The following is a 14,151-nucleotide window of genomic DNA, read 5'->3' on the forward strand; positions in this document are numbered from 1 at the left end:
TCGATTTCCGAGATAAAATAATGCTTCGATCTGTTGGAACGGCTACTAGGACTGAGTTATTGGTTGATGAGGCACTGTCTAGTTCTACACCTCCTCGATCGGCGTCTTTCCGTCGAGAGCGTGGTGCGGTCTCTGTCGGTTGTAGTAGTGTATGAATTGTTCAAGCCATTCGCGTGCGCTCGACCGACTGCACACTCACGAGTTGTGGAAGCGGTCGATGCGCATTTTGAGGGTGTGAAACCACTTTTCGATGAGGTTTCGCTCGGTGTAGTTGACCCGACCGCTCAATCCTAATCGGGCAAGGGAAGTCCGATACCCGAATTGATCGACGAGAAATACGGTGTCGGAGAGATCGTATTTCTTGTCGAGTCGATGCAGAAACGCAGCTGCCGGATCGGTGCCATGCCGACCAAACAACGCGACATCGAGAATCAACTTCGTCTCGGTGTCTATTGTAGCATATAGCCAAGACCACTCACCGTTGATCTTGACAGCGGTCTCGTCAACCGCGACCCGTGACGGCTTCGCCGTCCTCAGAACGCGATGCGTTCTGATGGGCCGCACGAGAGCTTTGCTCTCGTGGACGTCGGCGGGTCGCACCCACTGTCAGCCAGCCGATGTGACAAATTCCATACTTCTCCATGTGACCGTTCAACGCCTAATTCAGCTAAAATAGTTGTTGTCTCTCGAAGAGAACAACCTATTTCGTGGAGGCGGACGATGAATGCCCTGACAGGCATCACCGTCCGCTCGTTCTCCCAAGATTCTTCTAAATCTGTCGCATAGCTCTCACTGAGCAGGTTTGCGAGCATCTTTGGACAAGAAACTCAACGACCTGCTCACTTCTCAAACTGACTCAACTAGACAGTGCCCTATGAGAAAATATATTATATCTTTGATACTAAAGATCTAGGCTAGTTCGATCCGCAAAGGATATTATGTCGAATACGTATATAAATTCATATGCCAGATTATTATACGTTCGGAAATTTCAAGCGTGCGATCCAAAATCCTAGCTTATTTTTATATGAATCTAGGCGGATAGCAGGATCCCCTTTCCATTCCATGTATAATCAATATATCAACAAAAAATCTGAAAACGGAATTGATGTAATGAGCGAAGATTGGGACAATCTGATAATTCTTGATGCATGCCGTTACGATTATTTTGCATCGCAGAACTCGCTTGACGGGAAACTAGAGGAAGTTACCTCAAGGGGAAAACGGAGTTGGGAGTTTATGGAGGGGAATTTCGTTGGACGTGAATTTCATGACACCGTCTATGTGACCGCAAATCCACATACTAGCAAACTAGATGATGATCTTTTCCATTCAGTTGAACTGCTTCTCAACCGGTGGGACGACGAAATCGGGACTGTCCAACCTGAGGAAGTCGTGAGTGCAGCTGTTGAGGCACATGAATCCTATCCAAATAAAAAATTAATAATACACTTTATGCAGCCACATCGTCCCTATATTGGTCCTACGGCTGAGAAACTTCGCGAACGTGTAGATCTAGTTGGTTTCGACAATTCGTCAGATGGTGTGCAGATATGGGGTGCTGCTAAACAAGGAGATATCACTGTTTCTGAAGTACGGAAAGCATATTCAGAGAGTCTAGAAGGTGTATTAGACCATGTAGAGACACTTCTTGACAATATTAATGGAAAATCTGTTGTCACCTCTGATCATGGTGAAATGCTTGGGGAACGGATATTTCCCTTTGCAAACCGGTTATGGGGCCACTCAGAGGGTATAGCCACTCATACACTCCTCAAAGTACCTTGGCTTATTATCGATTCTGATAAGCGCAGAGAAACATATCAGGAAACACCGAGTACAAATATGGAGTTCGAAGAAGATGTCATACAAGATCGGTTACAAGCGTTAGGGTATAAAACGTGATGGCTCTGGTGAATCACTACACATCGGTGACTTTCCGTGGGAAATTACACTGTTCGAGGAATCCGTCCGTAACAAGCCGGTCGACCTGTCTCAGAAAGACTGCAAGGTACTGCAACCCAACGCAGTATGGTGATTGATCAGATCCAATGTGATAGGCACATGATAAATGGCGTTACGTGGTTCCAGCAGCAGCCTCCGTCGATCCGACTTCTGCTAGCTAACCTACCAGAAGAGCATCTTATCATCTACACCGACTATTTTCGGGCATATGAGCCATTCAAAACAAGGATATCGATACAATCATGATGAGACATGTGTTAATATATTCGAGAACCAACAAATCATTCAGGATCGGGACTACACACTTGAAAAACACATCTAAGTTATACTTCTAGATCGCTAATGTAGTCAACGAGAGACTAGGATCTCTAGTGTATTCGTCGTTACTCCGCAACTATACTTTGGATTGCCGTGTCGAGTCGATCTGGATCAACCACAAGGTTCACACCACGTTGTTCACAGTCTAGGTCAATATATCCATAATCGAGTATCTCTGCGAGACGGGCAAACGATGCAATTTTCTTGTTTCCGAATAGTTCGATAACTTCGACATCATCGGCGTAGACAATGTTTGCCAATCCGGCACCATGTGGAGCAACGACGACTTCCGCATTAGCGAATAAATTAATCTGTTCGGCTACACTCAGCTCGCTCAAAACATACGTCTCGAATCCATATCTATCGAGGACAGGCTGAATTTCGTCGATGTTATCGACCCGACGTGCTGTTGCATCAGTCCGTGAAATATAGATATGTTTCTTATTGCTCCCAGCAATTTCATCGCCACGCATCCGATTGCGGAGCCACTGGCATTCCTCTCGGGTGGGATCGGGGAAGGAAGGAATTACTAGGCGGTCTATGTGGGCCACATCACCGTTCCAGGTGACGACTCGACCTTGGTAGTCGACACGGTCAATCATTTCATTCACCCACGACGAACGGTTGGATGGAACTAGCAAGTCTGGATACTCACCTTCCTCTGCTGCGTACATCTCAAGAAGGCGGATCCGTGGCAGGCATTCAATTGTCCAATGATAGTAGTTGTTCCAAGGTGGGAGCAGGATTGTTGCCATTTCGAATTGAATGTCTGGTGTTTCGTCGCCGTTAAGGGTTGCAGTTGCGTGCCGAGGGCTATTTACTAGTGCTTTCGCCACTGCAACTCCAACTCGCCGATCTGCTAATTGAGGTGTGCCAACCGTCTCAGCAATGAGGCGACCATCAGTTGTCACTGCTGGACCAACTGGGCCAAGTACTTTCGTATCAGTGAGGGTGCAGACGAACCGATCGCCCGGCCAATACGTTTCGGATGGAGATCCCTCTTGAGGGATTCCTTTTCTACTCTTGGTCGGTACTTCTTTCGTACAGGACTCATAGATTTGGTAGTCTCCTTCTGCATGGAGGCGATCTCGAGAAAGTTGTTGGAGTCGTTCCTGTAAAACATGCTTGTAAAGAAAACGATAGCCTAGTATATTGACAAGAAACGTGTCTATGGATGACTTAGCTAACTCGGAGAATCCGTCGAGTTGATATTTTCGATGAGCTCGCCACGGTATATTCCATAGATTCATAGGTATCTGCTAGTGGACTATGCGTCGGTTTAACAACTCTGGAACAACTTCATAGGGCACTTCGAGATATTGAGATCAGAATGGAAAGATATGGCTGATGAAGTAGTGTTGTTAACGCCCTTCGGAAGTAGATTGTTGGTCGAATAGAGCGGGCGCTATGAAAGCGTAGCGGGCAAGAGTAATGCTGACTCATCACTCGACTATGTTTCCAGTTGAAGTCTTTTGCTTAGAGGCGAGCGCCGCGAACCTGTTGTAGTACGTGAGAGATGTTTTAGGTCCGAAGGGAGATAATCAACACAGTGAGCGGCAATGGTCGAAAGGACGTTATTCTCCATCTTTCTGATGAAGAGCTTAATCAACTCCTGGCCGAGGCGGACGATCCGAAGGCCGTCCGCCATCTTACCTTCATAAAGAATCCCTATGAAGGAGACACGCTTGAGGAGGCAATAAACCAGTTGGGAAGTCTGAATTAACCGAAAATCGGTGGGATCGCTGCTGGAATAAGGATGAACTTGGTCAACTGACGCCGAACTTCGGGGAACAGATATCCCCGAAGTTCGGAGAAGATGAACAAGAAATGCTTCTAGAACCGAAAACATAAGATAGTACGCCAGTATCTCCCGCCATAGATGACTATTAGCTTCTCCGATTGGCTTTCGGAAAGCATCGAGCACTTTCGTACCAGTGATCGGTCGGTCGTGAGTAGGATTGCTCGTCCCCCCTACTACGTGTACGTTGGGGCCTTCTTGACAGCAACTCAGCAGCGACAGTATGGAACGAACATCTTTGATCGAGAGTGGGATACATTGATCGTCCTAGACGCGTGTAGGGTTGATGCGTTGCGTGAAGTCGCAGACGAGTATGACTTCATCACCCAAGTTAACTCGATTACGTCTGTTGGAAGCACCTCCTTTGAATGGTTGAATCACACGTTTTCCGCTGAGTACTTGGAGGACATCCAAGAGACTGCGTATATTACGGGGAACGGCTATACGGAGCGAGTGTTTGAATCTGATGGACATACCGGACATGCACCGATTCCGTTCGGTCCGGAGAATTACAATGTAGTCGATTCTTCGGATTTTGGGTACTTGGAGGAACTATGGCGGGTGGACTTTGAAGACTCTTCTGAGTGGATCATTGGGAGCGGTGACGGCCGGCGTGTGAATCCGAGATACACGACGGATAGAACGATTCAGGCTATCAGAAATTCCGAATTGGATAGGTCTATCGTCCACTATATGTACCCTCACGATCCGTACCCGCTCGCAGGGGAATCTCTACAGCGTCCTTTCGATCCCCTCAAAGCCGGAACAGCGTCCAGAGATGATGTATGGGGTGCGTACCTCGATAATCTCAAACTCGTTCTGGATGAGGTGGAACTCCTGCTCGAAAATATCGATAGTGAGAGGGTTGTGATTACCGCCGATCACGGAGAAGCGTTCGGCGAGTACGGTTTTTACCGGCACGTGATTGGCTGTCCAATTCCATGTATGCGACGTGTTCCGTGGGTCAAAACTACAGCGACCGACAAGGGAAAGTATGAACCAACTGCACCTAAATACAGTCTTAACGACTCTGTTGCAGTCCAAGATCGTTTAGAACAGTTAGGGTATCTATAATTAATCATAATATATTATAGAATTCCTAACGAAGTTCTGTAGTCGAAACAAGATAGCTAATACACTATATCGTCAGGCACCGTCTAGTGAGGCCAGTTTGAGGAATGACCAGGTCGTAGAGCTAGTTTGGCTATGACGCTCACAGACCTGCTCAGCGAGTGCTACACGGCGGAATTTGATGAATCTTAGGAGTGTGCCGATCCAGCGACCCCGGAAACGTGGCTACAAGCCTTTACCGCCTGATGGAATTCGCGTAACTAAACACGATGGGCGCGTCAACCCCAACTTCTTCGGGTAGCTCGTAGACAGCTTCTTCGAATTCTTGTTATTTTTCTGATGGTTTTCCCTTCTCCCAGATCGCTGAACATCAGTAACGGCCTGCTCAAGCGACTCGTTAGTGTAGAGTCGCTTGAGCCAACTGTAGATTGTTCGCCGACCGGTTTATACCACTCGGATAGTTCAGTCTGCGTAACACTGTTTTTGTACGCAATTGCCACTAACAGCCGCTGTGTCGGCTTCCTTCCCTCGACGCTGTCGAGTGATCGTGGAGTTCTTCGACGGAGATATCGTCGAGTGATCCAATAGAAGCTCCAACCACCTATGGGCGGAAAGTCCTAATAGCTACTATAGTTGTGGTGCTAAATTTAACCCCAATCCATACAATAGTAGTGATATATAATATTCAGTATGTTTGGGGGTTTAAATATAATGTGTGTCTTGGAGCTATATCGGGAGTGGTGGTTTTGTTGGGATCCTCTTATTGTCGTGCGGTTTTGATTAGTCCCACGTTTGCCCAGTTTCGGTTGCAAACGGACCAGAGAGACGCGCTTTCAAATATCACCAGTAATGCAGTTCAACAGAGCCGGAGTATTAAAATATTTCCTCTGATAACATCCGATAATGCAACTAGTACGAAAAGGGATTGAGATTTTGCGGTCATATGGACCGGTTTCATTCGTGTCGGCTATCTTTCTATTTGCTTACTGGAATTTAGGAATTAGAACTATATTTCTTATATACTATCACAAATCATCGGGGCCGACCACGAACGTAATCATTGGAAAGATATCAGCATCTATAGAAACAAGAACATATTATGAATTTGAACTCTCGTATGATCTAAAAGACGAGCAAAAAACATTGGAAAATGTGCTCGGTGATACTTCACAAGATGATGTATTCTACGATATTGGGGCTAATGTTGGCCTCTACTCCTATTTATTTGGACCAGCGGTCTCAGAGTGTAAAATATGCGCATTTGACCCTCACGCTATGAATGCAGCAGCCCTAAAACGAGATCTCGAACGGAACAAAATTGATGGAATGATATTTCGACTGGCACTCTCAGATGAAAACGGAACGTTTGAACTCTCTGAAGAGGGACAGAAAGCCGGTTTCGGTGATCACTCACTTGATACAACTGAATCAGAATCTACTGTTCCAGTGATTTTTCGTCGACTCGGTGATCTACGAGAAGAGTATACTTTACCAGTTCCAACGGTAGTCAAAATCGATGTAGAGGGAGCAGAACTTGACGTCATTAAAGGGGCGAAAGATACCTTCTCGGCCCCTAACTGCAAAACAATCTATTGCGAAATTCATCTCGATCGTGTTCAATCGTTTGGAGGAAGTCCTAAACAAGTTAAGGATAGTCTGACTAATACCGAATTTGAGATTGAATATATAGATGAGGAAGTAGGAGGACGATCTATGATGAAGGCAACAAAATGACAACTGATCAGATGCGGACAAAAGTTTCGGTTATTGTTCCCGTGTATAATGATCCTAACGGAATACAGACGACGCTAGAATCCCTTCTCTCTCAAGAGTACAAGGGCTACAAAATCCATCCTATTGATAATGATTCGACTGACCAAACAAGGAAGGTTATACATAATATAGAATCTGATCATTGTAACCTTGTTCAATCATTTGAAGAAATCGATATCCAATCATCCTACGCTGCAAGAAATACGGGTATTAAACACTCTTCGGGAGATATCCTTCTCTTTCTCGACGCGGACATGTGGGTCGAAGAGGCCTGGATCGAGGACATGGTCTCGGCCCTCGAGTCTCGTGACTGCGACTATCTCGGCTGTAACGTCAAGATCGTTCCGGATACCGACTCGCCAACATTCTGGGAACGATACGAACAGGCCCTGTCGTTCCCCGTTGAGAGCTACCTCGAACACAAACACTTCGCGCCGACCTGTGCGCTCGCAGTTCGACGTGAAGTCTTCGAGGACGTTGGCCTGTTCGACCATAACCTCGAGTCGGGTGGTGACAAGGAGTTCGGCCAGCGCGTTCACGACGCTGGCTTCAAGCAGGGGTATGCTGGCGACATAACCGCCTATCATCCGGCTCGCGATTCGCTCGAGGAACTCCGCTCGAAGGCGCGACGGATCGGCCGCGGCCGAGCACAGATGCGTCGCCATCATCCGGAGGTCGGTGACTACGTGCATCCACTGCACCCGATACGGTTCCTGCCGCCGAGTCCGTGGCGACTCCGCCGCCGGTATGCCGATACGTCCGTCTCTGCGTCCGAGATGGTCGGCTTCTACGCGCTCGAGTACGGTCTGAAACTGACTCAGACGGCGAGTTCGATCTGTGAAACCGCCGATATTCACTGGGGGGAGTAGTTCGATGGCTACGATTATCGTTCCCGTTTACAACGATCCCAACGGAGTAGCGACGACCCTCGAGTCGCTCCGCGCACAACGAACCGGCCACGAGATCGAAATCATCGTTGTCGACAACGACTCTACCGACCGCACCCCCGAGGTCGTCCGATCCTACGAGGACGATCGAATCACTCTCGAGAACGAAACCGATATCCAATCTTCCTACGCCGCTCGAAACACCGGCATCCGAAACACCCACGCCGATATCCTTGCGTTCGTCGACGCGGACATGACCGTCCCCGAGGACTGGCTCGAGTCGGCCCTCGAAACCTTCCAATCCACGGACGCCGACTACATGGGCTGTAACGTCGAACTCACACTTCCCGATGATCCCTCGCTCGCAGCCCGATACGACCACCACACCGGCTTTCCAGTCGAGCAGTACCTCGAGCACCAACACTTCGCCCCGACTTGCTGTCTGTTCGTCCGTCGCGAGGTCTTCGAGGACGTGGGGCTGTTCGATCACCGCCTCGAGTCCGGCGGCGACAAGGAGTTCGGAAATCGGGTGCACGAGGCGGGCTACGACATGCACTTCGCCGACGACGTGACGATGTATCATCCAACCCGGAACACGCTCGGTGAGCACGTAAAGAAGGATCGCCGCGTCGGTCGCGGACTGTGCCAGCTCCAGCGGTTTCATCCCGAGCGCTACGGCACGCCCGGCGTTCCGCCGCGCCCGTCGGGAATCAAGTCGCCCGATTCGGACCTCGAGACGAGCGACCGACTTGCGTTCGGCGCGCTCTCGAAAACGCTCACGGCGGTTCGCGGCCTGGGGTACTATCGCGAGTATCTCACCGGCGACCGAGGCGGGACGCTCGAGGACAGGATCCCGCAACTCGAGTCCTAAACCGATAGCTCCCTCTTTCGAGGTGTGAGTGATAACCGAATTTGTGGCCGTCTAGCATACTGCCGTCGGTCCGCTCTCTCGAATTTCGACTTCGATTGTACTCAAGGGCCCCTCCGTCGCTTCCTTTGTAGCCCCATTACTCACTCATAGTAAATCTTGTTCCTCGACCAACTCTGACCGAGAAACCGAAAGCAACCCGTACAGATAGCCGAACCCGACGGCGGCCGTGAAGACGAAGATCGCCACGAGCTGTTTGACCTTCGCCAGCGACGGCCCGCCGACGAGGCTCCGCAGCCGATCGGGAACGAACTCGAGCATGAGCTGTTTGAGGTAGTCATTCTTGTCGCCCGCGGCTTCTGGCAACAACAGGTCCATGATCCGCTTCGAGTACCCCTGCCAGAACGACCGGAAGACGAGCCAGCGAAACTCGCCACGGTAGTCGAAGAGTTTGTGGTGGACGACTGCGTCGGTGTTGTAGATCACGCCGGTGCCGTACTTGTTCGCGATCCGAATGCAGACGGGCGCTTCGTGGGCCTGGATGTGTCTGTCGCCCTTGCGGCCGGTGTTCTGGTCGTAACCGCCGACGTTCAGGAAGACGTCGCGTCGGTAGGAGATGTTCGAGCCGTAGGTGTTTCGCAGCTCCTCCATGTGCTCGCCCATTCCGCGCTCGTCGCAGCCGACGAGCCAGTAGAACTCCGCGGGGAAGAAGTCGGGTTTCTCGGTGACCCAGTCGGCCGCGACGTGGCCGCCGACGGCGTTCGCGTCGGTCTGCTCGTAGACGCGAACGAGCTCGTCGATCCAGTCCGGTTCGGCGACGGCGTCGTCGTCGATGAACGCGACGACCTCCCCGTCGGCGAGTTCGGCCCCCTTCGTCCGGCTGTAGGAGATGCCCCGGTTCTCGTCGTTGCAGTGGACGACGACCCCCTCGCGGTCGCCGAAATCGTTCTCGACGCGCTCGAGGACGTCGTCGTTGCCGTCGACGACGAGCACAGTCTCGAGGGGGTCATAGCGCTGGGCGAGGACGCTTTCGACGCACTCCGAAAAGACGCCGTATCGCTCCATCGCGTACGTACAGATAACGACGGAGACCTTCATTACCGACTGATTGCGATGACCGGCGAATAAGCCTTTTCGTTCGCCGAGAGTCGACTCGAACCTGTGAGCGGCGACGGACCTGACGCTGGCGACGGTAAAACTCCACCTCGCGAAAACGGAGACAAACCGAGATTACCGCCGCAGCTCCGGATACCGGACGACGAGTAGATGGCAAAGCTTATTCCGGACTTGGGACACGTCCAAGTCAATGAGTACCGACACGGAACACGTCGGCGAGGACACGGAGTCCTCCGTCCTCGAGACGTTGAAACGGTGGTATCACATCCCCCTGATCGGGGTCGTGATGCTGTTTATGTACTGGGTCCGAATTCGACCCCGAGAGAATTTCACGTATCGAGACGGTTCGCCGATGCTGAGTGGCGTCGACTCGTACTACCAGTGGCGGACGATCAGGTGGACCGCGGATAACTTCCCGAACACGATGCCCTACGAGGTGTACACCGGGTTTCCGACCGGGACTTACGTCGGACAGTTCGGGACGCTGTTCGATCAACTCATCGCCACGGCGGCGATGATCGTCGGCCTCGGCGACCCGTCGCCGCAGACGCTCTTTACCGTCGCGCTCCTGTCGATTCCGCTGATGGCCGCGCTCGTCGCGGTGCCCGTCTTCTACATGGGACGGCGACTCGGCGGCACCGCCGGTGGCATCGTGTCGATCGTCGTCCTCTCGCTGTTCCCCGGGAGTTTCCTCGCCCGGAGCACCGTCGGCCAACTCGACCACCACGTCGGCGAAGTGCTGTTCATGGCCATCGCCGTCCTCGCGATGATGGTCGCGCTTCGCGCGGGCGAACGCGACAAACCCATCTACGAACTGCTCGTCGACCGGGACTGGAAGACGCTGAAGGCACCGGCGGTCTACAGCGCCCTCGCCGGACTTGCGGTCGCACTGTACATCTGGGTCTGGCCTTCCGGGGTCCTCCTGGTCGGCATTCTCGCCGCCTTCTTCACGGTCCAGCTCTGTCACGATTACGTCCGCGGGATTTCCCCCGATCACGTCGCCTTCGTCGGCGCGATCAGTATGGGCGTCACCGCGCTCGTCACGGCGCTGCTCATCGAGGAACTGGGTACGGGTACGACGAGCTTCAGTATCCTCCAACCGGTCGCCGCCCTGCTGGTCGGGTTCGGCTGTCTGTTCATGGCCTGGTTCGCGCGCCAGTGGGATTCGCGCGGTCTCGAGCGCCGGTATTACCCGGCGGCGATCGCCGGGATGATTCTGGTCACGTTCGCCGGAATGGCGGTGGTGCTTCCGGACCTCTTCGGGACGTTCACGAACAACTTCACCCGCCGAATGATACCGCTCGGCGACGCCACCACCGACGCGACGATTCAGGAGGCCCAGCGGCCTGACGCTTTCTTGTCCACGTACGTGTTCAACGAGTTCGGCGCGGCCTTCTACACGATGATCGTCGGGATGGTGTTTCTCCTTGCGCGGCCGTACTTCGGCCGCGAGTACCGCACGGAGCACACCCTGGTGATCGTCTGGGCCGTGTTCCTGACGAGTATGGCGGCGACGCAAGCCAGATTCGCGTACTACCTCGTGCTCCCGGTGGCGGTGCTCAACGCGGTGTTCATCGCGGATATCGCCCGCATGATCAACCTCGACGTCGAGCAGGGCCTCGAGAGCGTCAAACAGATCGAGACCTACCAGATCATCGTCGTCGGAATGGTCGTGTTACTCGTCTTCGCGTCGATCCCGCTCGCCGCCGCCGGCCCGTGGCAAGTCACCGGGGACAATCCCGAAGCGGGGAGCCCCGAACCAAGGCCGAACGCAGAGTCGATAATCTGGCAGGAATCCAACGCGTGGCTCGCCGAGAACACGCCGGAGCCGGGCAACTACGCCGGTGCGGACAACGCCAGCGAGCTCGCCTACGACGGCACCTACGAGAATCCACCCGACAACGATTACGACTATCCGGAGGGCGCCTACGGCGTGATGTCGTGGTGGGACTACGGCCACCTGATAACGACCCAGGCCGAACGGATTCCACACTCGAACCCGTTCCAGCAAAACGCCAGGTCGTCCGCGGCGTACCTGACCGCTGACTCGGAAGAACGCGGTGAAATGATCCTCGAGACGATCAGCAGCGACGCAAACGTCGACTGGGCGGACGTCTCCGACGAGGAACTCGAGACCGCGCTCGAGGACGCCAACGCCACCGACGAGGAGATGCGGTACGTGATGATCGACTCGTCGATGGCTGGCGGCAAGTTCGATCCGATCACGCAGTGGGCCGGTCCGGACTACCAGGAGTACGCGCTCCCCGCGGATTACGAATCCGGTGACACGATCACCGCCGAAGACCTTAGCGAACGTGAGGGCGAGGAATACGTCGAAGACGAGAGCCTCTACGGCCAGACGATGCTCTCGAACTTGTACTTCGAGAACGCGCACAATCTGGAGCACTACCGGCTCGTCCACGAGAACAACATCCAGCGGACGCCGTTTATCAGCTACGCCATCATGGACGGTGACGAAGTACTCGTTCAGGACGGACAGCCACAGATCGGCGTCAACGTCAGATATACCGATGCGATTGGAACCCAGCTGAGCCAGATCGACGAACAATCGTCGTACGACGTAGAAATCTTCGACCGGCGTGCCGGCTCCGCCGTCAAAACGTTCGAGCGCGTTGAGGGCGCGACGATCACCGGCACGATCGAGGACGAGGAGCTCGCCGCGGACGACAGCGCGATGATCACGGCGACGCTCCGACTCGAGACGACAGACGGGCGCGTCTTCGGCTACGCACAGGAAGCTGACATTCAGGACGACGGCAGCTACGAACTGACGGTGCCGTACTCGACCAGCGGTGACCTCGGCGTCGAGGACGGTTACGCCAACAGCAGCATCGACGCGCTCGACGAGTACAACCTGACGGTGACCGCCGACGAAGGCAACCTGTCCTACGTCGAGCAGTACGACGGTCAGGTCGACGTCTCCGAAACCGCAGTTCTCGAGGGCGAATCGGTCGATGCCGGCTCTCTCGAGGCCGTCGAAGACGGTGACGTCGGCGAACCGGCCAACGATGTCGTGGACGATGGCGGAAACGAAACCGACGACGGCAATCAGACGGACGACACAGGCGGCGACGGAAACCAGTCCGACGACGGATCGAGCGACAACGAGACAGTCACTGACGACGGCGGCAACCAGACAGACGACGCGCAGGCTGACACGCAAGACGAATAAGCCAGCGAGGAAACGTCGCCGTCGACTCGTCCCCTCTCGAAACACGTTCCCGCGGTTTCGTTTCTCCGTCTCCACACTTCGAAGACGAGTGAGAACGCTTTTGCCGACCCCCAGAATAGATTCTGAGCGATGCGTGAATTTCTTCGCGTCTACTGCAAAGGGCTCTCGATGGGTGCGGCAGACGTCGTCCCCGGCGTCTCGGGGGCGACTATCGCGCTGATCGTCGGCATCTATGATCGCCTGATCCAGGCGATTACGGCGATCGATCCGCGCGAGTTCGGGCCGGCCGTCCGCCTCCACACGCCGGCGGGACGCCAGGCGTTCCTCGAGCTGTTCGAGCGGACGGACGCGGCCTTCCTCATCTCGCTCGGGCTCGGGATCGCGACGTCGATCGTCGTCCTCTCGCAGGCGATGCACACCGCGGTGACCTCCTATCCGGTTCCGACCTACGGGTTCTTCTTCGGGTTGATCGCCGCCTCGGCCGTCGTCCTCTACGGGAATATCGACACGTGGACGGCTCGGCGACTCGTCGTGGCGGCGCTCGGAATCGCGATCGCGCTCGCCGTTACCGGAGTGTCCGCAGGCGGGATTTCACACGCCCTTCCGTTCGTGTTCGTCGCGGGTGCGATCGCGATCTGTGCGATGGTGTTACCTGGCGTCTCGGGGTCGTTCTTCCTCGTCTTGCTCGGGCAGTACGAGTACATGACCGGCACGTTGAGTTCGTTCGTCGACAGCATTTTCGGGCTCGTTACCGGCGAATCGCTCGGGCCGGTCGTCGATACCGGAACGATCGTCGTCGTCTTCGTCGTCGGCGCGGCGATCGGTCTCTTTTCGATGGCTCACGTCGTTCGGCGCGCGCTGGATCGATACCGCGCGCTGACGCTGGTTTTCCTGGTCAGTCTGATGACCGGGTCGCTTCGACTGCCGATCGTGGAGGTCTGGACGAACCTCGACGGCGGTGTCGGTCACTCACCGATCGCCGCGGTCGTCGCCGCCGTCGTCGGCGGAGCGGCGGTGCTCCTCGTCGATCGATACACGGAGGATCTCGACTACGCGTAAGCGACCGATATCGAACCGGTCACACCGTTTTAGGCGTTTGCGCGTCGTGGGTCGATACTGTTCACCTGCCCAATGTGACTCCCTATTGGAAATAGGGAACGGA

The 14,151-nt window shown here is 54.0% G+C and carries 9 protein-coding genes and 3 pseudogenes; 8 read left to right on the forward strand and 4 right to left on the reverse strand.

What is annotated here, in order from left to right; all coding sequences use genetic code 11:
* Positions 1 to 84 precede the first annotated feature (84 nt).
* Positions 85 to 812: pseudogene (locus BM348_RS09845) on the reverse strand (IS6 family transposase).
* 151 nt (positions 813 to 963) lie between these two features.
* On the opposite strand from BM348_RS09845, the gene BM348_RS09850 reads away from it, so the two are divergent.
* Positions 964 to 1,905, forward strand: coding sequence for a sulfatase-like hydrolase/transferase (locus tag BM348_RS09850; RefSeq protein WP_217642009.1), 942 nt, complete (start codon positions 964 to 966; stop codon positions 1,903 to 1,905).
* Between the two features lie 443 nt (positions 1,906 to 2,348).
* Here BM348_RS09850 and BM348_RS21305 read toward each other — a convergent pair whose 3' ends face one another.
* Entirely contained in the window at positions 2,349 to 3,119 is a 771-nt protein-coding gene (locus BM348_RS21305) for a glycosyltransferase family 61 protein (protein WP_217642010.1), read from the reverse strand.
* Between the two features lie 713 nt (positions 3,120 to 3,832).
* On the opposite strand from BM348_RS21305, the pseudogene BM348_RS22415 reads away from it, so the two are divergent.
* Positions 3,833 to 4,122: pseudogene (locus BM348_RS22415) on the forward strand (IS630 family transposase); the annotation flags it as partial.
* Between the two features lie 217 nt (positions 4,123 to 4,339).
* Positions 4,340 to 5,155: a hypothetical protein gene (locus BM348_RS09860; protein WP_139231177.1), complete on the forward strand. Its 816-nt coding sequence runs from the start codon at positions 4,340 to 4,342 to the stop codon at positions 5,153 to 5,155.
* Positions 5,156 to 5,423: 268 nt separating this feature from the next.
* Here the strand turns inward: BM348_RS09860 and BM348_RS09865 are convergent.
* Positions 5,424 to 5,738 (reverse strand): annotated as a pseudogene (locus BM348_RS09865) (IS630 family transposase); the annotation flags it as partial.
* A 317-nt stretch (positions 5,739 to 6,055) separates the two neighbouring features.
* Here BM348_RS09865 and BM348_RS09870 point away from each other — a divergent pair.
* From BM348_RS09870 to BM348_RS09880, 3 genes are read left to right on the forward strand one after another with little or no spacing between them, the layout of a single operon-like run.
* Complete coding sequence (locus tag BM348_RS09870; RefSeq protein WP_092904457.1) at positions 6,056 to 6,886, forward strand: FkbM family methyltransferase; 831 nt, start codon at positions 6,056 to 6,058, stop codon at positions 6,884 to 6,886.
* An 11-nt stretch (positions 6,887 to 6,897) separates the two neighbouring features.
* Positions 6,898 to 7,794 carry a glycosyltransferase gene (locus BM348_RS09875; protein ID WP_092905521.1) on the forward strand — a complete coding sequence of 299 codons (897 nt, stop codon included), beginning with the start codon at positions 6,898 to 6,900 and terminating at the stop codon, positions 7,792 to 7,794.
* Between the two features lie 4 nt (positions 7,795 to 7,798).
* Complete coding sequence (locus BM348_RS09880; RefSeq protein WP_092904459.1) at positions 7,799 to 8,683, forward strand: glycosyltransferase; 885 nt, start codon at positions 7,799 to 7,801, stop codon at positions 8,681 to 8,683.
* A gap of 144 nt (positions 8,684 to 8,827) precedes the next feature.
* On the opposite strand, the gene aglG is transcribed toward BM348_RS09880, so the two are convergent.
* Positions 8,828 to 9,778 (reverse strand): glucosyl-dolichyl phosphate glucuronosyltransferase, encoded by a 951-nt coding sequence (gene aglG, locus BM348_RS09885; protein ID WP_092904461.1) that lies wholly within the window; start codon positions 9,776 to 9,778, stop codon positions 8,828 to 8,830.
* 208 nt (positions 9,779 to 9,986) lie between these two features.
* Here aglG and BM348_RS09890 point away from each other — a divergent pair, with 208 nt between their 5' ends.
* Both BM348_RS09890 and BM348_RS09895 read left to right on the forward strand, forming a co-directional pair.
* Complete coding sequence (locus tag BM348_RS09890; RefSeq protein ID WP_092904463.1) at positions 9,987 to 12,989, forward strand: oligosaccharyl transferase, archaeosortase A system-associated; 3,003 nt, start codon at positions 9,987 to 9,989, stop codon at positions 12,987 to 12,989.
* A gap of 129 nt (positions 12,990 to 13,118) precedes the next feature.
* Positions 13,119 to 14,048, forward strand: a complete 930-nt coding sequence (locus tag BM348_RS09895; protein ID WP_092904464.1) for a DUF368 domain-containing protein — start codon at positions 13,119 to 13,121, stop codon at positions 14,046 to 14,048.
* Positions 14,049 to 14,151: the final 103 nt, after the last annotated feature.

Origin of the sequence: Halostagnicola kamekurae, assembly GCF_900116205.1 — an archaeon.
Classification (GTDB): Archaea; Halobacteriota; Halobacteria; order Halobacteriales; family Natrialbaceae; genus Halostagnicola; species Halostagnicola kamekurae.

Coding starts and splice junctions, on each gene's coding strand:
- BM348_RS09850 (WP_217642009.1), top strand. CDS start 964: ATGCCAGATTATTATACGTTCGGAAATTTCAAGCGTGCGATCCAAAAT.
- BM348_RS09870 (WP_092904457.1), top strand. CDS start 6,056: ATGCAACTAGTACGAAAAGGGATTGAGATTTTGCGGTCATATGGACCG.
- BM348_RS09875 (WP_092905521.1), top strand. CDS start 6,898: ATGCGGACAAAAGTTTCGGTTATTGTTCCCGTGTATAATGATCCTAAC.
- BM348_RS09880 (WP_092904459.1), top strand. CDS start 7,799: ATGGCTACGATTATCGTTCCCGTTTACAACGATCCCAACGGAGTAGCG.
- aglG (WP_092904461.1), bottom strand. CDS start 9,778: ATGAAGGTCTCCGTCGTTATCTGTACGTACGCGATGGAGCGATACGGC.
- BM348_RS09890 (WP_092904463.1), top strand. CDS start 9,987: ATGAGTACCGACACGGAACACGTCGGCGAGGACACGGAGTCCTCCGTC.
- BM348_RS09895 (WP_092904464.1), top strand. CDS start 13,119: ATGCGTGAATTTCTTCGCGTCTACTGCAAAGGGCTCTCGATGGGTGCG.